Origin of the sequence: Pseudomonas sp. 3-2 (genome assembly GCF_019710535.1) — a bacterium.
GTDB classification, from domain to species: Bacteria; Pseudomonadota; Gammaproteobacteria; order Pseudomonadales; family Pseudomonadaceae; genus Aquipseudomonas; species Aquipseudomonas pharyngis.
In genome coordinates, this window is the sequence record NZ_CP081200.1 from 2,541,800 (window position 1) to 2,566,507 (window position 24,708).

Genomic DNA, 24,708 nt, shown 5'->3' on the forward strand with positions numbered 1-24,708 from the left:
CCATTAAAATCCTTCGCGTTCGCCCAGTGTCAGGGCTCTTTACCGGTGCATGGATTGCCAGGCCATTACACTGGGCGAACACCTCCTCGGAGTGGAGGCCAAAGAATTCAGATGCAAAAAGGGCGACTTTGAAGTCGCCCTTTTTTATTGTCTTACGATTTGGCGGGACGCATGCCCTGTTGTAACTGAAGGCGCTTGAGCGTTTCCTGATACATGGTGGTGCGGCGGTGCTGTTTGCCGTATCCACCGATAGCGGCCACGGTGCCGGCCTGGATGTGATCCAGGTAGCGGAAGATCGTCCGCGGCGAGAGGCATTTGATGCCGTAGCCAAGGCTGCTTAAACGATCCTGCAGCGTGTATCCCGGGACCCGGTCGTCCATCGAAAAATGCAGCCCGTGAGCCTTGATCAGCCGTGCATTCCACAAGGTGCAGAAGCTTTTCAGGTGAGTTTCCCGGTAGGGTTTTGGATCTCGGGAGGGCAACCCCAAGTGCTGTTTTGCCCGGCGGAAATAGTGTTTGAAATAACGAGAAGACAAACGCCAGGTGTCTCTAAGGACGCCGCGATCCAATTGTTCGACGCAACCAACCGCCGCTGTATCCAAAGATTGCATGCACTCATTCATCATCATCGAAAAGACAGTACTGTCAAAAACGAAAGTATCGGTGTGCAGCAAAAACAGGTAATCGGTTTCAACTTTCGCAAGTGCCAGATCAAGTGCCTTGCCATGAGCAATATGCCCCGCTTCCTTGCCGGGAGAAGGGCGCTCGATCAAGTTGATCCAGTCCAGGGACCGCAAGTAGATCAGGCTTTCATCGGCGGAATCGTTGTCCACCACCCACACCGGAATTTGATGATCCTTGACGTATTGCTGGAGAAACTCCAGGCACATCCGGGTTATTTCCGGCGTCTTGTAATTGACCAATACAAGACTGAAGGCGGGCAGTTGTTTAGAGGTGGAATCGATCGCACTCATGGTCCGGGCTCACTTCAAGTTGAAGGGTTCTGCTGACGGCAATCAGCACACAGAACCGCTGCTTTGTGGCCCGGATGGTAGGGACGCAACCTTAGTTGAAGCTTAATTTCCGAGCGCCCGGGCCGGGCGACTTGTTACGGCTTGCGACACTGGCGAGGCGCTTGGCGATCAAGCGCGGTTCCACGGTAAGATGCGCCGCCATTTCAAGCTCAAGGAAGACAACGGCCCGCGCCGTTCGCCAAGGATGAAACCACTTTCCCTCTACCACCCGGCCCTTTACTGGCTGCGCGTGTGGCAAAAAAGACTGTTCCGCCACATCGCCTGGCACTGCTCGAGCAAACGCTACGCGCGTCCTGCCACGACGTCCGAGCGCCTGCCTTACCGCTACCTCAAACACACCTCAAAACTGATCCGCAAACTCGGCGACTCCGACCTCGCGCTGCAACACAACAAAGTCATCAACCTCAAACTCGCCGTCGCCGCCATCGACGGCGTCACCATCGCCCCCGGCGAATATTTCTCCTTCTGCCGCCTCGTCGGCCGCCCGACCCGCCAACGCGGCTACGTCGAAGGCATGGAACTCTCATTCGGCGAAGCCCGCACCGGCATCGGCGGCGGCATCTGCCAACTCAGCAACCTCATCCACTGGATGGCCATTCACTCACCCCTGGTCGTCATCGAACGCGCCAACCACAGCTTCGACCCCTTCCCGGACGACGGCCGCGTCCTGCCATTCGGTTCCGGCGCGGCAATCTTCTACAACTACATCGACCTGGTACTGCACAACCCGACGGATCGCAGCTTTCAGCTGAAGCTGAAGGTGGGGGAGACGCAGCTGGAGGGGGAGTTGTTGTGTGATCGGGAGCGGGCTTATCGGTATCACGTGTTTGAAGTGGGGCATCGGTTTGTGCGGGAGGGGGAGCGGGTGTATCGGGAGAATGAAATTTGGCGGGAGGTGAGGGAGAAGGGGCAGGTGGGGGCGTTGGTGGAGAGGGAGCGGTTGTATGGGAATCGGGTGGTGGTTAAGTATGAGGTGGGGGAGCAAATCATCGAAAGGCAGCAGTAGGTTGCGTTTTTTGCCTTAGGGTTTTCAGCGTGTGACGGAAATAAGGCAATTACAGGTTTCGGTAGGGATACGTTTCGCCGCATAGGTGAAACGTATCGTCCAGATAATAAACTCCGGAAATCGAGTTTATTAATAGTTCGAGTTCTCCCTTTGATGGGAATAGCAAATAGAACAGCTCAAAGAATAAATAGTCCTTGATGAGGGTTGCTGCAACGTCTGGGTGGTTTTTTATCAGGGTTGAAAGTGGCGGGTAATTGCAATCTCGTAATTCGGGGATGTCGGCGTAGCCTTGTTTGTTATCGTCTTGTATGCATTCGGCGATGAGTGCATTTGTTAGCTCGTAGAATTGCTCGGGCAGTTCGTGGATTTTTATTGATAAAGTATATTTTTTGGCATTGTTGGAGAGAGGTTCCCCGAAGCCAAGGCTGCGGTAGGTTACAGAGGTTGGGTCAATGATGTTGTTTTCTGATTTGAAGATCATGATTTTTTAATCGCGGGAGGAAACGAAGGGGATGCTGTATGTACGCAATCGTGGTCGTCTACATAAGTTAAGAAGCTAAGGGCTGTATTGGTTATCCAGAATGGAAAGCCAGTCGTTTCTGAAAGCAATATTTTCAAATCGGAAGATGACTGAAGCGTCCAAGCATGGATTTGGTTGTCGAGGACGATTAATGTTGGTTTTTCAGAAGGGTATAGGAGATCGACTTTTTTCCAAAAGTCTGGGTCGTGTTGTTTTGTTACGGATTTTAGATTGAGGGGATCAAGGTTTTTTGTGTTTAAGTAAAAGAAGCAGGTTTTTATGTTTGAGATTGTTTTCTCTAATTCATTGTCTTTGAGTTGCTGGTTTTTTAGATGGTTTGTTTCGAGTGCTGATGTGATTTCTTTTTTTAAGTAACTCATTGAGGTATTCCTGTTGTTTTTTGGAGCGTGAATAGAAGTGAGCCTATTCCCTTTTGTGGAAGTATTTTAATTATTGATTGTAGATTCGATAACCAGCGCCAAAGTTGCTAGTGGTGTGAGTGTTGCTATATGTGGGGTCGAATAGGCCAGTGAGAGGTGGTTGAGTAGGTTTTTCTCTTGAATTTAGTTTTTCTAAAGATTTTTGAAGCTCGGGGTAGCTTTCTATGTATGTGCAGTCTGATGAATTAAATTTAAGTGTTGTAGTGCTGGGTGAAATGAATGCGAAGTTAATTAAAAGATCCGGGTTCGAAAAGAGTCTTCCGCTGATGTCGTAGATCTTGTCTCCGGTGTTCAATTTTTGGCCGTAGCGTTCGTGGGTCAAATATCCGTGGTCTTGGTTTAATAGTCGTAGTAATTTTTCGTAGCCTTTTATTGAATCAAAGGAAATACTGGCTTGTCTTATTATAAGGAAGCCGTCTTCGGTCATGTTCTCCAAAATGGTTGAATTCTGCCTGTTGATCGAATCGATGACTGGCTCGTCGATTAAGTTAAGTACAAAGTTTGATAGCTTAAGGTGAAATTTTTCCCGAGGGCGTTCGATGGGGGGGATGTTGATATAGCTTATGATCCCGCCTGCGTTATCGGAGTCGATCGCGCCAAAGCACTCTGTGATATCAATTGAGAAAATCATTGCGCTCTCCAGCGAGAACTGAATACACCTATAAGATGTTGGATGTAGATGTTTTTAATCTTCTTCATTCCATTCCGCATGGGTCTCAATGGCTATTTTTAGCCATGCGCTAAAGTCAGGATGTTCTCCGTGAAGCTCCCATCCCTCTGAAGCATATGCATGTATTATTAGCACTTTTGGATTGCCGGATAAATCATCTCCGTCAAAGCAAGCAATATCATCATTCGCATTGAATTTAGCGAAAGGAACTAGCGTGCGGTTTGGGTAAAGGTTTTTTAGCGTGTTGTGCCAGTAATTTATTTTTCCCTCTTGATATATTAGTAACCACCAAGGCTCAATGTCCGGTTCAGGTTCCGTAGTCGCGAATTCTATGAATGCACTAGGGAAGTTGAAGTTTTTCAGGTGTTCAATGTTGAGAAAAATTTTCATTTTGCCTATTTGAAAAGGACTGAAAAGGGGAAGAAATTATTTTCTTCAACGAAAGCAAATTCGAACCCCTCCGATTGCAGTTTGGCACCTAGAGCGGGTATTCACAGCGCCATGGCGTGGTGAACAGTTCTGGGTCTATGTTGAGGTTTTCAAGAAGGGAGTTGATTTCCGCTTCAGAGTTCATGGTTTCTATTTTTGCGATAAAAATGTCTCGGTCGTCCACGCCATCGCTTGTTTCAAGTGTTTTGGTGGGGATTGTAAATATTACTAATGCATGTTGGAAGTTTTTTGATTGGTGGATGAAGTTGTAATATTGATGTGGGTCATTGGTAAGGGGGTATTTGTAGATGGAATATAATGAAATCCATTTTCTTAGTGAATGGTTTTCGGCCTCTAGCTCTTGCGCAATGTTGTTATAGCCTGTTCCGTCGAACCCGTTCCATACACTTCTTGGGATACATTTAAGCGCTGTCATTTTTGCCCCTCGAACGGATTCTGAAAAGGGGTAGATTTGAAAAGGGGACAGATTTATTTTCTTTAGCGAAAAATAAATCTGTCCCCTTTAGTTTCTGTCCCCTTTAGTTTCCTGGGTTTGAAAAGGAGACAGATTTTTCCATTTTTGTTGAGTTCAGTCTAGGGGGTACTCGCAGGTCCATGGGGGCGTAAATAACTCGGGGTTTATGTTGTTTTCATAAAGAAAAGAGTTTATTTCTTCCTCTGTTTCCATGGTTTTGCACTTTGTGATTGTTGTGTCGTTGGCGCCAATGCTATCTCTTGTTTCGAGAAAGTGGATTGGGAGAGTGAATTCAATAATGACGTATTTAGAATTTTTTGCATCCTCTAGAAACTTGTAGTAACTCTCTCCAGGATATCTATTTTCAAAGTTTAAATGATAAACAGCGTAGATTGCGATCCACTTTCTAAGTGACTCATCCTGCGAAGGTAGTTCCTGCGCAATCTCTGTATATGATTTTGCCTCCAAACCCCACCAAACTTTTCTAGGGATAGTCTTCTGGGTGCTCATTTTTGTCCTTCAAATTGGTTTGGCCAATAGATTCTTATAACTTCCCCTTTCACAGGGTGAAGCTGCAAATGTGGATGATCACCATGTGGGTCGCTCGGGTCGTGATTCGCCATTGTGACCTTTCTTGTCTTAATGTCTGAAACCGGTGTGTCATCCCAGTGATAATATTTTTCGGGTTCTTTTGTTTTTCTAAAATGCGTTTTGGCAGTCGCAGAGTTGAATTCTTCGGCGTTTCTATATCCTTGGCCTACATATTTCCCTAAAAATAGCTCTTCAGCTTCAGCTCTGCTGTTCACGGTGACGGAGGTAGCACCTCGATCAAGTGCGTCTGATGCCCTTTTTACAGAACCATTCGACCACGGGATATCGGGTGCCGAAGGTTCTTTCGTATCGACTCGTGCCTTCTCTGTTGGTGCGGTTGGGTTTCCTTGACCATCCCCATCTGGTGGGCATCCATTCAAACCCAACGGATCCACCCACCCCGTGGGGTTTGGCACGTACTGGTAGTTATTCAACCCACCCGCAAGCTTGATCGGATCCGGTGTCAAAAACCGCCCAGTACCCGGATTGTAGTAGCGATGACGGTTGTAGTGTAGGCCCGTCTCGGCATCAAAATACTGACCCTGGAACCGCAAAGGGTTGTCGATTTCGCTGACGTCCAGCGCCGCGAGGTTGCCGTAGGCGCGGTACTTCGCGGACCACATGATCTCGCCACTGTAGTCGGTGAGTTCCTGCGGTGTGCCCAGATGATCGAGTTGATAGTAGAACGGCGTCGCCTTACGCGGGCCTTCGCCGTCGAGCATCGCCAGCGGGCGAAAGCTGCCGGGTTCATAGATGTAAGTGCGATAGCGAATGTCACCGCTTTCGGCGATCAGGCGTTCGCCTTGCCACAAGAATTCGGTGGTATGGCCATCGACAGTTTTCTCGATGCGGCGACCGAAGGCGTCGTATTTGTAGGATGCAGTGCTGCCGCCCGGTAGGCTGGCGCCAATCAAGCGGTGCTGGCAGTCGTAGCGGTATTCAGTGACGAGTTTCTGGCCAGCGCCACGGCGTTCGCGAATCAGGTTGCCAAAGGCGTCGTAGTCGTAATGGCGATCACCCTGCATCAACAGACGGTTGCCTTTGACGTTGGCGAGGTTGGCTGTGCCTTCGTTGTTCTGGCCGAGCAGGTTACCGGCCGGATCGTGAGCAAAGCTTTCCGGCGTAGCGCCACGTACGCTGATCAAGCGATCGAGCGGGTCGTAGTGGTAGCTGCGGCTGCCTTTGCGGCTGTCGTCGATGCCGGCGAGGTTGCCGTTTGCGTCGTAGTTGTAGCGGCGCTGGAACAGGTTTTTGTCACGTTGGCTGACGCTGTGGGCCTGCAAGCGGCCCTGTTCGTCATATTGATATTGGCTGAGCAGCAGGCCTTGCTGGCGCTGCTGTTCGCGACCACCGCTGAATTGGTGAGACGTCAGGCGCGAGCCGTTGAGATCGATGCCGCTGAGCAGGCCGCCGGGATGGTGGCGATAGTCGAGTTTGCTGCCATCGGGCAAGCGACAGTGCTTGAGCTGGCCGACGCTGTCGTACTCATAGCGCAAGGTGCCCCAGCCCTGGTGTTCGGTGACGAGGCGATCTTGCACGTCGTATTCGTAGGCGAGCGGCCAGTGTCCGTCGTCGACGTTGACCAGGCGACCGAGGGCATCGTAGCTGTAGTGGATTTCTTCGCCATCGGGAAGAGTTTTCACCAGAAGCCTGCCTGCGGCATCGCGTTGGTATTCAGTCACCAACTCGCTGCCGTCATCGCCGAATTCGGTTTTCTTCAGCAACTGGCCATTGAGGTCGTATTCGTACGCAGTGCGACGACCGTCGAAGCCGGTTTCCTGCTGGATCAGGCCATTCGGGAAGTAGTCGAGGTTGTAGTGCTCGCCGCGCTCGTTTTCGATTTCGGTCAGCAGCAGGCGCGAGTTGTCGTAGCGGTAGCGCAGTTGGCTACCGTCAGGATTGATGCGTCGGCTGACAAGGTGCAGGTTGTCGGCATATTCGTAACGGGTGACGCGGCCGAGTTCGTCGCGTTCGGCAGTGACGTTGCCGTAGGCGTTGTAGGTGAACGCGCGCGTTGCGCCGCCCGGCAGGGTAATTTGTGCAAGGCGGTTGGCGGTGTCCCATTGGTATTGGGTAATGGCCCCGGACTCTTCTTGCCGAGTAATCTGCCGCCCCAACGCGTCGTAGCGATATTTGCGTTGACCACCGTCGGGCAGGCGTTCTTCAAGCAATTGACCGAGGTTGTTCCAACCCAGTTGGTGGCGGCTGCCATCCGGATGGCGGATCTCCAGCAAGCGTCCTTGACGGTCGTAGCTGTAGAACGTCGAATTTCCGTCCGGGTCGATTTGCTGGGTAACATCGCCCTGTCTGTTGCGTTGATACTTCCAGCTGGCTTTGCCGCGATGAACATCACTGACGAATCCGTTGCTGTACTCGTAGGTGATGGCCTCATCTTCAGGAGGGATGACGGCGATCATCAATCCATTGTCGTCGTACCGGTATTCGGTCACGGCGCCGAGAGGATCCTTTTCCGCGACCAATTGGCCTTTATCGTTATAGGCCTTGAGGTGCTCGGCACCATCCGGATCGATCTTGCTGATCAGTCGTGCCTGGTCGTCATGGGTGTAGACCTCTTCGCTGCCATCGGCGTTGGTAACGGTCACGCTGCCTTTGTCATCCCAGGCGTAGTGCGCGTCCATCTGCGAGAAGTTTGCCCAGTGGTGGATGCATCGAGCCAGTTTGCCTTCGTTCTCCCACTCCCAGAAGAAGCTCGCGCCGCCGGCCAGTTGCCGTTCCAGAATCACATGTTGATCGTTGTAGCGATAACGCTCGGCTTCCCCGGCAGCATTCTTCGCTTCAATCAACCGATGCTGCGCGTCATAGGTGTAGGTGACCAGCGTCTGGACAGTGTTCCAGGCATCCTCAAGATTGTCTGCTGGAAGAAACTGCTGATAGTCCACAGCCACAATGTGTTTACGGTCGTAGCGTAAAAGCAGGGCACGACCTGCGCCGTTGTCGAGGCGTTTGATGCGCCCGTGGATGTCCCGTGTGATGTGCAGGCGATTGCCATAGCTGTCGCTGATGGCGATCAGAGTTGCGCCTTTGCTGTTGAAACGGAAGTGATAGAACGAAGGACGCTTGCCTGCTTGGGCCAGTACCAGTTCTGACGGGTCATCGCCGAGGAAAATGGCTGCACGCGAGAGGCTGTTGGTGATCGCCGGGCGCTGTTCGCTTGGAAGCGGGAACGGTGTGGAACGGTTTTCGTGGTCGGTCCAGATGACTTCATCGCCCACGATTTCAATGCGGTGAGCAAGGGCGTGACTCCATCCGTATCCCAAGCCACAGTCGATTTCCACGGCGCTGGTTCTGTACAGGCGTGTCCATTCAAACGGCAGCAGGCCGTCAAGTTGGCCATCTGTCAGCGTCAATAGTTCTTCGCCGGTGACCATCGACACCGGGCATCCGTTGGTACATGTATCCGAGGCCGGTTCGGCGCTCTTTTCCGCAGGCGTCTTTGCCTGTTTTGAAGCGTCATCACCGACTTCGCCTTTACCCAGCCTTGCGTTCTTTTTCCCGTCGAATCGCAGCTGAGAGACGCCGTTTCTCACCTTCGCCGTCACCCCACGCGCCGCAACGGCAGTGTATTTGGCGACGTACTCCATAAAGCCATTGATGATCTTGAACAGCGACTTCACGAAGCTGGTGACAGCGTTGATGACAAGCTCACCGTACTTCTTCAGTCGGGCGGCGAGGTAGATAACCCCTGTGCCTTCAGCTGCAATCGTCAGTACCACGCCAATCACGATGTCGATCGCGATGCCGACGACAATGGCCGTGGTCATCTTCGCAACGTCGCCGGCCATCTTCATTGGCGGCAAGCCTGCCAGCCAGATCACGGCACTGCGTACCAGCAGGAACAAAGCGGCTTCGTCGCTGGCCAGCAACATGGCTTTTTTCATGATTTCTGGCGAGCTTTTGGCGACGTTGATCAGGTCCTGGGCGCCTGCGCCGAGATCATTCGCAAATTTCTTGGGATCTTGCAGAATGTCGAGCACCAGACTGATGCCATCCCACACGCCTTTGATGGCTTCCCAGCCACCTTCAAGAATGCCGTTGCCGATCGCCATCGCAGTGCCCGAAGCCGACAGGTTCGACCACTGTGGTTTGAACCCGGCCCACTCCTTGCGCAGGAAACCTTCGAGGTCTGCTGTCACGCCGCTGTAGGAGCTGAACAGAGCGTCGATCTGCGCGGGTGTCACTTCGTTGTGAACACGGATTTTGTAGAACTTGCCAGGAATCCCACCGGTCCAGCTGGCTTTGCCTTGTTGATCGAGTTTGACCTTGCTGACTGCTCCACCTTCCACAGCGACGATCTCGACTTCGATATCGCCTACAGGAATGTCATAAACCGATTCGAACTTGCTCTCTATCAGCAGCGGACCCTTCAACGGGCACTGGGCCACGTTCGAAGTGAAGTCGCCGTCGGTCATGCTCACCGACTTGCTGGTATCACCAACCTTGATCACTCGCTCCATGCCCAGCAGGGAAGGGAGATCAGCCGCCCGGCTGGCTTTGTCGGCGACGCTGGCGTACCAGGTTTTGGTCTGTTCCTGATACAGCTTCAGACTGTCCTTGAAGGTGTTCAGTTGGTTGTCAACAAAGGCAACGCGATCCATCAGCCTTGCTCCAGAATCAGGTGGTTTAACAGTGCTTCTTTAAGGTTGTCCGGAGCATCCGGGCGACGCACGAAACGGGTGATTTTCAGTTTCAGGTTGTTCTCGGGCCACGCGCTGTAGACGTCCGGGCGTGCTTCTTCGAGCCATTGCATCAAGTTGCCGATCAGGGTCGTGTGATCCTCTTTCGCCAACTGATCCAGCAACTTCTTCGGCACCTCCCACCACGGCCAATCCTTCGCCTTCGGCACCACCCTCGGCCCGACTTCCAGGCTCCGACCATTAATCAGATACCGCTCAAACACCGGCAACACTTCCCCAGCCGTTTCACCCAACCCTTCAAGAATCGGATAGATATGCCGTCCATCCCAGAACCGGAAAAACACTTCGGTCCCGTCCGGCATTTTCACTTGGGTCAAACTGCGCAGATGTTCGAAAACTTCGTTGGGTTCCGAGCGGGAGACCGCCAGCCAGCCCCAGTCGAGGGCGTCGGTTTCGGTGATCCAGGGCAGGAAGGCCGAGTTGGCCTTGAGTTCGGCGACGTATGGCATCACCGGTTGCCAGGTGGAGTAGGGCGTTCCACCCCAGACGGGAATGGCCTGGACGGACGGTTCGCTTTGATACAAGGCCTTGAGCGCTTCGGCATCACTGGCGGCGCTGACGATCAGATACAGACGTTCGTCTTTTTGCAGCGGTTGTTGTGCCAGCCAATCCTTGGGTGTCATTCGATTAGATGGCACAGGCACCTGCCTTGCATTTTTCGCACTCTTCGCAGAACGGCGCATTACGTTTGAGGGTGTTGATTTGCGCCGGCGTCAGTACGGCGCCAGCCTTGTCGGCATCCGCCTGTTTCAGCACACCCGGCATCAATGGCGCGGCACCCGTGCCGCTGCCCGGCCCACCGCCCGAGTTGATGTTGATCGCCGGCCCGCTCATGGTCACGCCGCCGCCATCGATCTTGATGAAGCTGCCACCGCCGACCAGCGTCAGTTCGGCCCCGGCTTCCAGCACCACCTTCATGCCGCTGCTGAGGTGAATTTCCTGGCCGGCGTCGATGAATTGCCCGGTGCCGATCTTGATGTGCTGGTTCACGCCCACGGTCAGGTGGTCGTTGGCCCGTGCTTCGACTTTGCGGTCTTCGTAGACGGTGTGGTGTTCTTCGGCCTTGAATTCCGTGTAGCTGTTTTTTTCCACGACGTCGTGGCGTTCGTTGCCGACGCGGATTTTCTGGTCGTGTTCGATGTTTTCGTCCCAGTCGCGCTGGGCGTGGAGGAAGATCTGTTCCTGGCCTTTCTTGTCTTCGATGCGCAGTTCGTTGAAGCCGCCGCCACCCATCGAGCTCAGGGTCTTGAAGGTGGTGCGGGTCTTGTTCGCCGGCAGGGCGTAGGGGACGGTGTTTTCCTTGTGGTACAGGCAGCCGCTGATCAGCGGCTGGTCGGGGTCGCCCTCGAGGAATGTCACCAGCACTTCCATGCCGATGCGCGGGATGGCGATGCCGCCGTACTGGGCGCCGGCCCAGGCGCTGGAGACGCGCAGCCAGCAGCTGGTCTTGTCGTCGGCCTGACCTTCACGATCCCAGTGGAACTGGACTTTGACGCGGCCGTATTCGTCGCAGTGGATTTCTTCGCCTTTCGGCCCGGTGACCACGGCGCTCTGGCTGCCGAGGATGCGCGGTTTCGGGTGGCGCAGGGGCGGGCGGTTCGGCACGTCCCACGGGGTGGCCTGGAAGCGGTTGCGGTAACCCTGATGGAAATCGTCTTTGAGCGCGGTGGTGTCGCTGGTGACCGACTCTTCCAGCACCTGCGGCTGCTTGCCTTCGTGGTGGACTTCGGTGAGCAGCCACAGGTCATTCCACTTGGCTTTCGGGTGTTCTTTGAGCGCGAGGAAATGGCCGCTGACCAGCAACGGCTGATCGCTCTTGCCTTCGGCGAGCTGGAAGTCGCTGCGATGGCGTTCGAGGGCGCGTTTGGCCAGGTGCTTGCCGCGCTCGCGGTCGACGAAACGGCCCGGGTAATCGTAGTCCTCGAGGTCGGGCAGGGCGTCGCCGCGGTTTTCGCTTTCCAGCGTCAGGCGCGGTTTTTCGAAGTCGTAGTCGCGGCGGGTGGTGCGGCTGGTGCGGGTTTCCAGGCGCAGGTCGAAGCGTTTGATCACCGGGTTGCTGGCGACCATGCCGGAGTCCTGCTGATAGGCCACCGGCGCCAGTTTCTTGAACACCGTCTGGTCATCGCCGAACACCAGTTTGTGGCCCGTGGCGCTGTGCTGGAAGTGGTAGTGAATGCCTTCTTCTTCGCACAGGCGCTGGATGAAATGCAGGTCCGATTCGTCGTATTGCACGCAGTAAATGCGCTCGGGGTAGATCGAACCGGTCTGGAAGGCGTAGGCGTTGCCCTGGATGCCGTGCTCTTCGAGGACCTTGCCGATGATTTTCGGCACGCTGAGGTTCTGGAAGATCCGCTGGTTGATCCGGTGCGCGAGATACGCCAGTTGCGGGCGCAGGGTCACGGAATAGCGCGTCAGGCGCTTGCCGGAATCGCCTTGCGCGGCGCGGTAGATCAGGCCGTGGATGCCGCTGCCGTCGGGCGACAGCTGCAGGAAGGCCGGTTTGTGCAGCAGGGTTTCGAGGTCCAGCGACGGCTGCTCACTGACCAGCTCCACCTCGAACACAAAAGGCTGGCTGATGGCTTCCCGGCCGCTCAGGGTAAACACCTGAAAGTCGGCGGAAAGACCTTCGATGGTCAGGGCAAAGTGGGTTTCATTGGCCGGCGCGAACATCCCTTGTTCCTCGTGCTGTACAGCGGCGTTCGTCGATTACCGTCAAGCGGTTCAACGCACGCGAAATTCTGGAGGGGCGTAAACAACATCGACCAGCAGAGCTGGCCGATGCTTGTAACGATCAGCCGTAATTAAACGACTGGAGCACGCCAGTCATCGGAACCCGAAGTACCGGATACTTCGTGGGTCCAGGTGATTTTGCGGTAGGTGAACTGCACTTCTTCCAGGTGGGTGAAGTGGGCGTTCGATGGATCCTGGCAGTTGTGCATCTTGTTGTTGATGGCGACGATGATCGCGTCTTCCAGTTTGGTGGTGTAGTAGTGCTCTTGGGTACCTTGAGCCGAAGTGCGGTACCACTGGATAACGATTTCGCTCATGCGCTCGCCCGAGGTCAGGGCAGCTTGCAGCAGTGGCGAAGCCTTGTCGTAGACCTTGGTGATGATCACTGGCTTGTGAACGCGCTGACCGGTTGGCTGACCGGATTGCGGGTCACGCGGGATGATCACGTCGTGGCTGAAAGCCTGAACCATGACCTGGTCTTCGTGGCCTTCCTGGTAGGTGTTGCCAACGGAGTCGGCGGTGAAGGCGCCGGCAGTGATCAGGCCTTGTTTTTCGCCGGTAACCGACATGTACGCTGGTGTTGCCATGGGAGGTGCTCCTTGCGGATAAAGTTAGGGTGCCCGGGAGGCGAAATCGCCCGGTGGGTACCTGACTGTTATCAAGGAGCGTGCCAGCTTTTGGCACATGCCCGGGAGCTGGGGACTTCGCTGCTCTGATTCGCGTGTTTGAGCGTTTTTTGATCAGCCAGGTAGCTCAAAGTGCGCAAGAAGTTGCGCAGTACTGCGCAACTTCTTGCGCACTTGGCTGGAGGCCTTTAAACACATGGCCTCCAGCGGAATCGGTGAGCATTTTTACGAAACAAGTGCGCAACTTCTTGCGCAGTATGGCCAATCGCCGCTTTTCACGCGGATCGGGCGATTGTAGCGAGGCATTCCTCAATCGAACGTTGCTGGGTTTCGGCATACAGGCCCAACTCATCAATGGTCGAACGCCCCAGGGCCAGCTCGAACGCCTGTCGATTGGAATGCTCGCCATAGTGCGTCTGCGCCGCGTCCCCCAGGTTCGACTGAAAAATCCCTGCCGCACTGACTGGCAGGAAATCTTCGTACACCAGCGGTTCGGCTTTCACATAGCCGTCGCGTAATAACCCTTGCAGCGAAGCATCAGCGGGACGACTCGCCGCCAGACCTTTGTCTGTCAGGAAATAACGGAAATACGCCAATTCCTGCTCGCGCATGCCCTCGAGGCTGTCAGGGAATTCGCTGAAATGCCGGGCCATCAGCGCGTTGTAGCGTGAGGCGTTGGCTTCGTTGGGGAAATCGCCCAATTCATCGCGCGCCGCGTTCAGCAGCCGGTCGTACAACGCACGGCCCTTGGGGGTCAGCGCCGCGCCACGCTGTTCGATTTCGCCGAAGCGGGCGCTGTGGCTGCCGCGGGTTTGCGTCTGGTCGGTGAAGGCGATCGGCTCGTCCAGCGCCTTGAAACTGGTCTGACGCAACAGGATCGGGTGCTGCCGGCGCGGAGGGCCTTCGATCACCGCTTTGGGCGTGATGCCATGCAGCGGCATCTGCGCCTGGACGATGTCGATGTCCAGCGTACGCGGGGTCAGGTGGTTGATGTGCGGACCTTTGAAGGCCACGACATCGGCAATCAGGCGATGCTGAGCGCTGAGGGTCTGGTATTGCGCGGCGGTGACGGTGGCGCTGTGGTGCCAGCGAAAAGTCTCCAGTGCTTGCAGGACAAATTCCCCGGCCTCGGATTCATTCAGGCCGCCAGCGGACTCGGCCTGTTCGATCAGCCTTAGCGCCGATGGCGTAAAGATCGAACGCTTATCCAGCACCGATTGCGCGAAGGCCCGCAGCTCGGGGTCTTCAATCAATTCCAGTCGCAACAACGAAGTGAACACCCGGAACGGACTGACCTGCAGCGCATCTTCATGCACCGCCCGGAACGCCGTGGAATGCACCGGCACCCCGGCAGGGGTCAGGTCGTAATAGCCCACCGGTTGCATGCCCATCACTGCGAACAAACGGGCGAGGGTGGCGAGTTCGGTGGCGGTCCCGACGCGGATTGCACCGTGGCGCTCCATGTCCAGCCGCTCGATTTCGCCAGTGCTGTGCAGTTGACTGGCGATTTGCGGCGCGCTTGCCAGCACGTCGCGGTTGGTCTGTTCCACCAATTCCATCAACGCGCCGTACAGCGGCACTTCTTCGCGGTACATATCGGACATCGCTTTGGAGAAGCGTTGACGGATCAGGTCGGGGCTGACGAAAGGCTGCACGGTCATGAAAAAAATTCCTGGCACGGTCACGTAAAGGATGTCGGAAAAGATCGCAGCCTTCGCCGACGCGGGCAAACGAAGAATCCTACGAACTTCATTCTGCCAACGACTGACCGTTTACCTGTCCTGACGCGAGTTTTCCCCCAGAAACTCCCGATACAGACGTGCCGTGTTCGACGGCTGTTCGACCATCGGCATATGGCCGACGCCGTCCCAGACATCGACCCGCAAATTGCTGATGCCTTTGCTCCACACCGGCACGCTGCTGACGTCGATCAGCCGGTCCTTGCGGCCCCAGAGCAACAGCGCCGGGCATTTGATGTCCGGCAGTTTCGGTTCCATCGGCGGGCTGGCGCGAAAGTCCCGGAAGATCTCTTCCAGTTCGTCGCGGCATTGTTCGTAGCGCTGGGCGATCGCGTCGAGCACCAGGCCGGGCACCCACGGTGGCGAGGCCATGGTCATGGCATAGAAACGTCGGAATTCTTCCCGGGAATTGATCAGAAACGGATTGTGCCCACGGGCGAGGTGGCGCTCCATGTCGCTGGGCTCGGGCGCTGTGACACCCGCCGGGTCGATCAGCGCCACCGAAGCAATGCGATCCGGGTAGGTCGCCGCCAGCCACGCGGCGATGTAGCCGCCCATGGAGTTGCCGATCACGTGGACTTTCTCGACCCCGCAGACATCGAGCAACTGGATCATACGCTTGGCCTGCACCGGAATGTCGTAGCCACCGCCGGCCTTGAAGCCGGTTTCGCCGTGGCCGGCCAGGTCCGGGATGATTACCCGGTACTGCCCGACAAAGTGCCGGGCGAAGCGCAGCCACAGGTTTTTTTCAGCGCTGTAGCCGTGCAGCATCAAAATGCTGCTCGACGCTTCATAAGGCCCGCCTTGCCAGGTCGACACGGTCATTTCGGCAATCGGCACTTCAATCTTGTGCAACCGGTACAGCCTGGCCTCCAGGGCCGCGCTCAGATCGTAGAGCCAGTGGCCGACCGCCGGGTAACTCAACCAGCTCCAGGCCACGAAAACCGCGAGGGCGATAAACAGCAAAAGCATCGTGGGTCTTCCTTGTTCAAGACAGAATGTGGTCGGCCGGTTTCAGCGCCCGGGTCAACCGGTGATAGCTGAAACTGAAGCCGGGGAACATCGCGATCACATGACCGCTTTTGCTTTGATACCAACTGTGGCAGCCGCCGGTTTTCCAGACCGTGCGCTCCATCTCCCGGTGAATCATCTGAGTGTAGGTACGTTCTGCTTCGGGGCGAACCTCGATGCTGCGCAGACCTTTGGCCTGCAAGGTGCGGATGCAGTCGAGGATGTAGTTCATCTGCGATTCGATGATGAACAGCGCCGAGGTGTGGCCGATGCCGGTGTTCGGCCCGGTGACGATAAACAGATTGGGAAAGTCCGGCAGGCTGGTGCCGAGGTAGGCGCGCGGGTACTGCGCCCAGACATCGCGCAGTTGCACGGCGTTTTTTCCGCTGACCGGGTAGGAAATCACGCCGTCGGTGGCGTCGTAACCGGTCGACCAGACGATCAAATCGACGTCGATGTGCTGGCCGTCCGTGGTGAGGATGCCGGTTTCGTCTAGGCTGGCGATGCCTTGCTCGCGGCTGTGCAACTTGACGTTGGGCCGGGTCAGCGCCGGGTAATAGGTGCTCGAAAGCAATACTCGTTTGCAGCCGATGGTGAAGTCCGGTGTCAGTTTTTTCCGCAACTCGGGGTCAGTCACTTGGCGCTTGAGAAACTTCAGGGCCTGGCTCTGCACCATGTGAATCGCCGGTTTCGAATATTTGAAGGCGATAACCCGGGTTTCGAACTGCCAGTAGATCATCCAGCGCAGCAGCTTGTAGGCCGGTTTCAGACCCAGCAGCCAGCGCTGGAATCGCCCGAACGTACGATCGGCCCGGGGCAGCACCCAATGCGCTGTGCGCTGAAACACATGCAATTGGGCGACCTTCGGTGCAATGGCCGGAATCACCTGAGCCGCACTGGCACCGCTGCCGACAATCGCCACGCGTTTACCGTGATAGTCGTAGCTGTGATCCCAATTGTTTGTATGAAAGGTCTTGCCCTGAAAGCGATCCTGGCCGGGAAAGTGTGGGATAACCGGTTGGCTCAGCGGCCCGGTGGCATTGATCAGGAACTGCGCATAAAAAGTGCCTTTGGTGCCGGTGTGTACGGCCCAGCGTTTTTCTGCGTCGTCCCATTCGACGCGCTCGACGTTGGCCTGCAGTTCCACTCGGTCGCGCAGGCCAAACCGCTCGACCACATGGTCGGTGTAGCGGTGCAGTTCCGCCTGTTCGGCGAACATCTGCGTCCAGCGGTAAGGCGCAAACGACAGGGAATACAGCGGCGACGGCACATCCACCGCCGCGCCGGGGTAGGTGTTCTGGCACCAGGTGCCGCCGAAGAAGTCGCGGCGCTCCAGCAAGCGAAAGTCGTCGATACCGGCCTTGAGCAGGTTGACCGCCGCGCATTGGCCGCCAAAACCGCTGCCGATGATCAACACTTGATAGGTCTGCATGGGCCTCCTTCTTAGAGTCTTTTTTCCATTTTCTTACTTTCATGTATAGCCAATCATTTGCTCGCCGTGTGGTGCTGATGACGGGGTATTCGGCCCGCTGGCCGGTGATGGCTATTTGACGTTGCCCTGATAGACTCCCAATACATCGGGTCTGCGGTCTGCGCAGTGCCGTCGAGTGGTCGAGGCCCCTATGGGAAGAACGGGAGGAAAGGGACTTTCACTGGCCAGGAGGCTCTATACATCGCGAATCCTCGGGCTGGTTCTGGGGCTTTTATGCGTGAGCGTCGCGATGTATCCACTCGATCCGCCGGCCTGGGTCTGGGCGGTGATGCTGTTCAACGCCCTGGTCTGGCCGCACCTCGCGTATCAATGGGCGCGCCGGGCGAAGGTTCCGTACCACGCCGAACACCGTAATTTGTTGATCGACGCCTTTCTCGGTGGCTTCTGGGTCGCCGCCATGCACTTCAATCCCTTGCCCAGTGCCACGACCATTTCGATGATGGCGATGAACAACGTCGCCATCGGCGGCCTGCGTTTTCTGCTGGCCGGCGCGGCGGCGCAGTTGCTTGGCGTCGGCGTCGGGCTGGTGGTATTTGCCCCCGCGTTCGTCCCGATGACCACGTCGGCACAGCTCTTTGCCTGTCTTCCTTTGTTGATGCTGTATCCGCTGGCGCTGGGCTGGATCTGCTTTCGCCAGGCCTACACCCTCGGCTTGCATAAACGCGAATTGCTGGCGCTGAGCCGCACCGACAGCCTCACCGGTCTGCTCAATCACGGCGCCTGGAAGGATCAACTGGAAGTCGAGTTTCAACGCTGCAAACGCCAGCAGAGCGGTGCGGCGATTGCGCTGATCGACATCGACCATTTCAAGGCGATCAACGACACCTACGGCCATGTGGCCGGCGATATCGTCCTGCGCCAGCTGAGCAAGATGCTCAAGCAGAACCTGCGCATGGCCGATGTGGCGGGGCGCTACGGCGGTGACGAATTTTGCGTGATCCTGCCGGACTTGCCGCTGTTCAATGCGGTGCAGGCGATGGAAGCCTTGCGTGAGCGTTTTTCCTTTCTGGTGTACGAACAGAACCCGGCGCTGAAAGTCAGCCTGAGCATCGGTCTGGCGGCACTCGATCCGGCCCAAGGCGACGCGACACGCTGGCTCGATGACGCCGACCAGGCGCTGTACGAAGCCAAGGCCGGCGGGCGTAACCGGGTGATTTGCTGCAGCGACGACAAGCCGCGGCGCGAGGTATTCGATTCGGTTTGAACGGATCGGGTGTCGCATCCGGGATGGAGCCTTGGGGCGATGTCAGGTACGGTTCAGTACCCGACACGAAACAAGGATTGATTCATGACGTTCAATTTCCGTCGTTCTCTGCTGGCCGGTCTGTCTCTCACTTTTGCAGCCTCCGGTGTCTTTGCCGAACCGCACAAACAAGTGCTGGCCGATGCCGAGCAATACAAACCCGAAGCCCTGAAGTTGCTCGAGCGCCTGGTCAATATCGACTCCGGTTCAGGGTATGAGCCGGGGCTCAAGCAAGTCAGCGAAATCGCCATCGACGAGCTGAAAAAGCTCGGCGCCACCATCGAGCTGGTGCCCAATACGCCGGAAAAAACCAACCACGTGCTCGCCACGCTCAAAGGCACCGGCAAGGCGAAAATCCTGCTGATGGCGCACATGGACACGGTGTTCAAGGAAGGCTCCGCCGCCGAGCGACCGTTCCACATCAAGGACGGCCGCGCCTACGGGCCGGGCGTGATGGACGACAAGGGCGGGATCGTCGCCGGCATCTACGCGCTGAAAATTCTGAAGAACCTCGACTTCAAGGACTACGCGCAAATCACCTTCCTGCTCGATGCCAGCGAAGAAACCGGCTCGGACGTCGCCACCGACCTGATCAAGAAAACCGCCAAACTTCACGACGTCACCCTCAATCTCGAGCCGGGCCGTCCGGCGGATGGACTGGTGGTGTGGCGCAAGGGCAGCGCCACCGCGCTGGTCGAGGTCAAGGGCAAGGCCGCCCACGCCGGCGTCGCGCCGGAACTGGGGCGCAACGCGGCGATGGAGGCGGCGCATCAGATCCTGCAACTGGGCAAGCTGGGCGACGAAGCCAGGAAAACCACCATCAACTTCACCGTGCTCAAGGCCGGCGACCGCACCAACGTAATCCCGGATCAGGCCACGGCCAAGGCTGACGTGCGGGCGGCGGTGCCGGAGGAGTTCGACCGGATCGAGAAGGATCTGGCGCGGGTGTCCCAGGACAAGCTGATCCCTGAGACCGAAGTGAAGACTTCATTGCAACGCGGCTTGCCACCGATGCCGCAGACTGCGGAGTCGGATCGTTTGATGGCGATGGCGCAAGGGATTTACGGCGAAATCGGCCGCAAGTTGACCGAAGAAGGCAGCGGCGGGGCGGCGGATGCCAGTTTGTCGGCCGGGGTAGGGACGCCGACGCTGGACGGGTTCGGGATTGTCGGCGGCAACATTCATACGCCGGAGGAATACGCGGAGGTGGAGAGTGTGGCGCCGCGGATTTATCTGTTGTCGCGGATGATTATGGAGTTGGCGAAACGGTAACGGCAGGCAGCGGTATCGCGGCGGGCGCCATGCGAGTGGACTCGTGATGGCGTCGGGCCGCTCTGCCTCTTTGTAGCGTGGTGCGAGGTTACTCTTTGACGCTCATGTATTCCTTGGCCCAGAGGATGTATTCCTCAGGCTGGGTGTAGGTGTGGGTCAGTTCGGTGGCGCTCAGGTCGGAAGCCTGGGTGAATATCTGGCGCTGTTCGCGAAGGCTGTCGTAGGTCGCCTTGATCGCTGCGAAGTAGGCACCGTGGCCGTCGATGGTCACGCGCACACCCAATTCGGCCAGGCGTTTGTCGTCGCGCAGCGCCGGGTTGCCGTAGGTCACCAGCATCAGCGGAACGGTCAGGTGTTCGGCGATTTGCTCAAGCTGATCGAAGTCCTGAATACCCACCATGCAGATACCGTCGGCACCGGCAGCCTGGTACTGCTTGGTGCGGCTGATGATTTCCTGGTTCGGCAGGATGCCGGCGTTGGTCCGGGCGATGATTGCCATTTCCGAATCGACCCGGGCTTCCAGTGCGGCGCGGATCTTGCCGACGCCTTCGGCGACGGTGATCAGGTCGGTGGATTTGCGGCCGAATTGTGCTGGCAGCAGGGTGTCTTCGATGGTCAGCGCGGCGACGCCGGCGCGTTCCAGTTCAACGATGGTGCGCATCACGTTGAGGGCGTTGCCGTAGCCGTGGTCGGCGTCGGCGATCACCGGTAATTGGGCGACGCGGCCGATGCGGGTGGCCTGTTCAGCGAATTCGCTGAGGGTGATCAGGGCAAAGTCCGGAGCGCCCAGCACCTGCAACGAGGCGACCGAGCCGCCGAGAATCCCAACTTCAAAACCCAGGTCAGCGGCGATGCGGGCAGACATCGGATCGAACACCGAGGCGGTGTGATAGCAGGTGTCGGAAGCCAGCAGCTGACGGAAGTTACGGCGCAAATCTTGATGAGAAAGCCTGGTCATACGAGTTCCACCAATACAAAGGAATGGAAAGGCTTGAGCAAAGGTGTCAACGCCGAAGGTGAAAAGGCTATCACGCCAATGGGTCAAGGATCATGACGAATTAACGAGGAAGTTAACCAGGAAAATCCTGTTCAGGCTTTCTTGCTGCAGGCAGAGGCGCTCAGGCCGCTACCGCCTGCTGCTGTCGGTTGGGCAACGGCACTGCCCGCACCGAGTTGCCCGGCTGCAATTGCAGGCGTTTGGCGGTCAGGCGGTCGATCACCAGACTGCTGCCGACCCGGCGTCCCGCCGCCACGGTGATGCGGCAGTTTTCCAGGCGCCGGTTGTGGATCAGCCACAGCGGCGCCTGATCGTCCGGCGTGCCGATGCTCAGGCTCAGTTCCAGGCTGTCGCGTACGGTGCGGATATTGCGGATCGGCGCCTCGATGACCGGGCCGCCGTCGAAGATATCGATATAGCCTTTATGGGCAAAACCCTCGGCCTGGAGGATCTTCAGCGCCGGCTCGGTGTTGGGGTGGGCCTGGCCGATCACGGCCTGGGCCTGTTCGGTGAGCAGGCAGGTGTACAGTGGCTGGCGCGGCATCAGTTCGGCGATGAAGGCCTTGTTGCCCAGCCCGGACAAGTGGTCGGCGTGGCTGAAGTCCATCTGGAAGAAGTGCCGGCCCAGACTGTCCCAGAACGGCGAACAGCCTTGCTCGTCGGCACTGCCGCGCAGTTCGGCGATCATCTTCTCGCCGAACAGGTGCGGGAATTCGGCAACAAACAGCAAGCGCCCCAGCGATAGCAGACGTCCATTGCTGCCGTGGCGCTGGTCGTGGCGCAGGAACAGCGAGCACAGTTCCGATTGGCCGGTCAGTTCATTGTTGAGGAACAGCGTCGGGATCTGCCGCTGAATGCCCAGGTCCGGCGCCGAACTGACGGTCAGCCCGACCCGATAGTTGTACCACGGCTCGCGCAGGCCGACGGCCCCGGCCAGGGCGCTGACGCCGACCACGCGTTGTTCGTCGTCTTCAAGCACGAACAGGTAATCAGCATCGGCCCGCTCGACCTGCTCGGCGAACGCCCGTTGTGCCCAGCGCACCCGGTGGGCCAGGCGATCTTCGTTGGCGGGCAGGGTGGTGAACCCCGGGCCGGCCTGTTGCACCAGCGTCATCAACGCTGGCAGGTCGCTGACTTGGACCGGACGAACAATCATGCTGCAACTCCTTTTGCGCGCCTGCTCGGGCACTGTCGTTGGGTAGGGGCGCGGTTCACAGAGCGATCATCCGGATCGTACCGCCAGCACGGACGTTGAGCGCCGCGCACAGGGCCGGGTCAAGCGCCAGGGGCTGACCGGGCTGGAAATCCAGCTCGGCAACCACCGCCCGGAAGCCATGCAGGGCCTCATTGCTCACCAGATAGCGACCGCGGGCATCAATCAGGGATTGCTCCTGAACCGTGGCGGTCTGGCTCTGCGCGATCGAACGGATGTTGGCGGTGCGTGCATACAAGGTCGGGCCGGCATCGAACAGGTCGATGTAGCTGTTGGTTTCAAAACCTTCGCGCTCGAGGATGTCGAAGGCTTCCTGGCCGTCCGGGTGAATGCGGCCGATGCAGTCCTGCGCCGCTTGCGGCAGCATTGGCACGTAGATCGGGTATTGCGGCATCAGCTCGGCGAGAAACGTACGGCTCTGCAAGCCGCACAGGCGCTCGGCCTCGACGTAGGGCAGGTCGAAGAAATGTTTGCCCAGCGCATCCCAGAACGGTGAATGCCCTTGCTCGTCGCTGTAACCGACGATTTCGGTGATCACCGCTTCGGCAAAACGTGGCGCGTGGGCGGCGATGAACAGCAGGCGTGCCCGCGACAGCAATTCGGAAAACGGCGTGCGCACCAGTGCCGCGTCGATGTGGAAACCGCGCAGCAGTGTGTGCCCGCTCAGGTCGTGACACAGCGACAGCGCCGGCACGCCGTGCTCGATATTCAGCTCCCGCGAGGCACTGGTGAAGTGGCGGTTGCGCAGGCTGTAGAACGGCTCGTTGAAACCTGCGGTGGCGAGAATTTCCGAACAGCCGACCAGTCGATGGCTGTCGATGTCTTCCAGCACGAAGAAGTAGTTCTCCGGGCCCTGAGCGGCCGCATCGCTGTCGAACGAGGCGCAGGACGCGGCGATTTTTTCGCCCAGGCGTTCGCTGTCGTCCGGCAGGGACGTGACGCCTACCAGGCTGTCGCGCGCCAATTGTTGCAATTGAGGCAGGTCGTTTGGCTCGACTGGACGTAAGACCAGCATGGATGCACTCCTGTATCAAAAGGTTCGGCCCATTCGCCGAACCTGACTATCACTGTCGGTTTCCACGCGTTAAAGCGGCGGTCGCCTGATTTGTTGTCAGACGCCGCTCTTTTTCTTGTCAGCCATTGCTCGGGTCAGGCAGCGCGGTACTGGCGCCGAGCTTGTTCAGGAAGAACAGGTACACCAGACCCAATGCGATCCAGATCAGGCCGAGTTTCTGGGCATCGACGCCCATGTTGTACATGATGGCCGCGACGATGATGAAGCCGATCACCGGGCAGATCAGGTGACGGATCACCTGTCCGGACTTCTGCCGGCGCCAGTAGTAGTTGATCACGGTCAGGTGCAGCAGCATGAAGCCGCTCAGGGCACCGAAGTTGACCAGCGAAGTCAGGGTGTCCACCGAATTGATGAACAGGTAGCAGATCACCAGCGACAGCACGGCCACCAGATAAATGCTCAGGTAGGGCGTGTTGTGTTTCGGGTGCACCTTGGCCAGCACTTTCGGCAGCTTGCCGTCGCGGGCCATGCCGAACAGCAGGCGCGAGACCGCGGCTTGCGAAGTGATTGCCACCGCCACGCCCCAGGCCAGCGCCGTGGCCACACCGGTCAGGGTTGCGAGCCAGCTGCCAGCGGCGATTTCGGCGATTTCATAGAACGCGGTGTCGGCGGACTTGAAGCCCATGCCCGCTGCCAGATCGGTCGCGATCCAGGTTTGCGCAACGAAAATCACACCCATCACCACCAGGGTGATCAGCGCCGCTTTGCCGACGCTGCGGCCCGGATCGCCCTTGATCTCTTCGGCAAGGGTGGAGATCGCATCGAAGCCGAGGAACGACAGCACCGCAATCGACACCGCTTGCATCAGCAGGGCGAAGTTGAAGGTTTCCGGGTGATACAGCGGCGCCAGGGTCAACTGGCCGTTGCCGCCACCGTTATGCAGGGCGTTCCAGGCGTAGAACAGGAAAATCCCCAGGACAACAAGCTGTGCCAGCAGGAACACAATGTTCATGCGAGCGGTGAAGGTGATACCACGCAGGTTGACGAAGGTCGCGCTGACCAAAAACGCCAGAATGAAACCGACTTTCGGGATGTCCGGGTAGAGGTGGTTGAGCGCCATCGCCGCGTAGACGTAAAGCAGCGGCGGAATCAGCAGGTAATCGAGCAGCATCAGCCAGCCGGCGATGAAACCGACGTGTTGATTCAGGCCCCGTTGCGCGTAGGAATACACCGATCCGGCAATCGGAAAGGCTCGGGCCATGCTGCCGTAGCTGAGCGCGGTGAAGACCATCGCCACCATGCCGATGATGTACGCCAGAGGCACCATCCCCGGTGCCTCGGCGTTGACGTAGCCATACACGCCGAACGGGGCGATGGGGATCATGAAGATCATCCCGTACACCACCAGATCGGTCAGTGTCAGGCTACGTTTCAACTCCTGTTTGTAGCCGAACTCTTCTATTTCCATGAAGCGCAACTCCTTGTCAGCC

The 24,708-nt window shown here is 57.4% G+C and carries 21 protein-coding genes; 3 read left to right on the forward strand and 18 right to left on the reverse strand.

The window, feature by feature from the left end:
- Positions 1-152 precede the first annotated feature (152 nt).
- Entirely contained in the window at positions 153-974 is an 822-nt protein-coding gene (locus tag K3819_RS11555) for a glycosyltransferase family 2 protein (RefSeq protein WP_221399336.1), read from the reverse strand.
- A gap of 244 nt (positions 975-1,218) precedes the next feature.
- Between K3819_RS11555 and K3819_RS11560 the strand changes: the two genes are divergently transcribed.
- Entirely contained in the window at positions 1,219-2,040 is an 822-nt protein-coding gene (locus tag K3819_RS11560) for a VanW family protein (protein ID WP_221399680.1), read from the forward strand.
- Between the two features lie 49 nt (positions 2,041-2,089).
- Here K3819_RS11560 and K3819_RS11565 read toward each other — a convergent pair whose 3' ends face one another.
- The 13 genes from K3819_RS11565 to K3819_RS11625 form a co-directional block, all read right to left on the reverse strand.
- Positions 2,090-2,521: a hypothetical protein gene (locus K3819_RS11565; RefSeq protein ID WP_221399337.1), complete on the reverse strand. Its 432-nt coding sequence runs from the start codon at positions 2,519-2,521 to the stop codon at positions 2,090-2,092.
- The gene (locus K3819_RS11570) at positions 2,518-2,940 is read right to left on the reverse strand and encodes a hypothetical protein (protein WP_143492995.1); all 423 of its coding nucleotides are present in this window, start codon (positions 2,938-2,940) and stop codon (positions 2,518-2,520) included. The genes K3819_RS11565 and K3819_RS11570 overlap by 4 nt, the downstream gene beginning before the upstream one ends.
- Positions 2,941-3,010: 70 nt before the next feature.
- Complete coding sequence (locus K3819_RS11575) at positions 3,011-3,631, reverse strand: hypothetical protein (RefSeq protein ID WP_221399338.1); 621 nt, start codon at positions 3,629-3,631, stop codon at positions 3,011-3,013.
- A 54-nt stretch (positions 3,632-3,685) separates the two neighbouring features.
- Complete coding sequence (locus K3819_RS11580) at positions 3,686-4,060, reverse strand: hypothetical protein (protein WP_082934388.1); 375 nt, start codon at positions 4,058-4,060, stop codon at positions 3,686-3,688.
- Between the two features lie 88 nt (positions 4,061-4,148).
- A complete protein-coding gene (locus K3819_RS11585; protein ID WP_085613473.1) occupies positions 4,149-4,535 on the reverse strand; it encodes a hypothetical protein in 387 nt (128 codons plus the stop codon).
- Positions 4,536-4,688: 153 nt separating this feature from the next.
- A complete protein-coding gene (locus K3819_RS11590; protein WP_221399339.1) occupies positions 4,689-5,084 on the reverse strand; it encodes a hypothetical protein in 396 nt (131 codons plus the stop codon).
- Complete coding sequence (locus K3819_RS11595; protein ID WP_260329051.1) at positions 5,081-9,781, reverse strand: RHS repeat protein; 4,701 nt, start codon at positions 9,779-9,781, stop codon at positions 5,081-5,083. The genes K3819_RS11590 and K3819_RS11595 overlap by 4 nt, the downstream gene beginning before the upstream one ends.
- Positions 9,781-10,503 carry a DUF4123 domain-containing protein gene (locus K3819_RS11600; protein WP_409348350.1) on the reverse strand — a complete coding sequence of 241 codons (723 nt, stop codon included), beginning with the start codon at positions 10,501-10,503 and terminating at the stop codon, positions 9,781-9,783. The genes K3819_RS11595 and K3819_RS11600 overlap by 1 nt, the downstream gene beginning before the upstream one ends.
- A 4-nt stretch (positions 10,504-10,507) precedes the next feature.
- Positions 10,508-12,550: a type VI secretion system tip protein TssI/VgrG gene (tssI, locus tag K3819_RS11605; RefSeq protein WP_221399341.1), complete on the reverse strand. Its 2,043-nt coding sequence runs from the start codon at positions 12,548-12,550 to the stop codon at positions 10,508-10,510.
- Between the two features lie 131 nt (positions 12,551-12,681).
- Complete coding sequence (locus tag K3819_RS11610; RefSeq protein WP_039767797.1) at positions 12,682-13,197, reverse strand: Hcp family type VI secretion system effector; 516 nt, start codon at positions 13,195-13,197, stop codon at positions 12,682-12,684.
- 314 nt (positions 13,198-13,511) lie between these two features.
- Positions 13,512-14,897 carry a VOC family protein gene (locus tag K3819_RS11615; RefSeq protein WP_221399342.1) on the reverse strand — a complete coding sequence of 462 codons (1,386 nt, stop codon included), beginning with the start codon at positions 14,895-14,897 and terminating at the stop codon, positions 13,512-13,514.
- A gap of 111 nt (positions 14,898-15,008) precedes the next feature.
- Positions 15,009-15,947 (reverse strand): alpha/beta fold hydrolase, encoded by a 939-nt coding sequence (locus tag K3819_RS11620; RefSeq protein ID WP_221399343.1) that lies wholly within the window; start codon positions 15,945-15,947, stop codon positions 15,009-15,011.
- Between the two features lie 16 nt (positions 15,948-15,963).
- On the reverse strand, positions 15,964-17,418 hold the full coding sequence (locus K3819_RS11625) for an NAD(P)/FAD-dependent oxidoreductase (RefSeq protein ID WP_221399344.1): 1,455 nt from the start codon (positions 17,416-17,418) through the stop codon (positions 15,964-15,966).
- A gap of 190 nt (positions 17,419-17,608) precedes the next feature.
- On the opposite strand from K3819_RS11625, the gene K3819_RS11630 reads away from it, so the two are divergent.
- Together K3819_RS11630 and K3819_RS11635 are read left to right on the forward strand one after the other, a co-directional pair.
- Positions 17,609-18,682 (forward strand): diguanylate cyclase, encoded by a 1,074-nt coding sequence (locus tag K3819_RS11630; protein WP_221399345.1) that lies wholly within the window; start codon positions 17,609-17,611, stop codon positions 18,680-18,682.
- Positions 18,683-18,766: 84 nt separating this feature from the next.
- Positions 18,767-19,993, forward strand: coding sequence for a M20/M25/M40 family metallo-hydrolase (locus K3819_RS11635; RefSeq protein WP_085613522.1), 1,227 nt, complete (start codon positions 18,767-18,769; stop codon positions 19,991-19,993).
- Positions 19,994-20,081: 88 nt separating this feature from the next.
- Here the strand turns inward: K3819_RS11635 and K3819_RS11640 are convergent, their stop codons facing one another.
- The 4 genes from K3819_RS11640 to K3819_RS11655 all read right to left on the reverse strand — a co-directional run bounded on the left by K3819_RS11640 (position 20,082) and on the right by K3819_RS11655 (position 24,686).
- Positions 20,082-20,951, reverse strand: a complete 870-nt coding sequence (locus K3819_RS11640; protein WP_007956238.1) for an oxaloacetate decarboxylase — start codon at positions 20,949-20,951, stop codon at positions 20,082-20,084.
- A 160-nt stretch (positions 20,952-21,111) separates the two neighbouring features.
- Positions 21,112-22,146 carry an arginine N-succinyltransferase gene (gene astA, locus K3819_RS11645; protein ID WP_085613523.1) on the reverse strand — a complete coding sequence of 345 codons (1,035 nt, stop codon included), beginning with the start codon at positions 22,144-22,146 and terminating at the stop codon, positions 21,112-21,114.
- 55 nt (positions 22,147-22,201) lie between these two features.
- Positions 22,202-23,218, reverse strand: a complete 1,017-nt coding sequence (locus K3819_RS11650; protein ID WP_085613524.1) for an arginine N-succinyltransferase — start codon at positions 23,216-23,218, stop codon at positions 22,202-22,204.
- A gap of 118 nt (positions 23,219-23,336) precedes the next feature.
- Positions 23,337-24,686 carry an APC family permease gene (locus tag K3819_RS11655; protein WP_011333496.1) on the reverse strand — a complete coding sequence of 450 codons (1,350 nt, stop codon included), beginning with the start codon at positions 24,684-24,686 and terminating at the stop codon, positions 23,337-23,339.
- Positions 24,687-24,708: the final 22 nt, after the last annotated feature.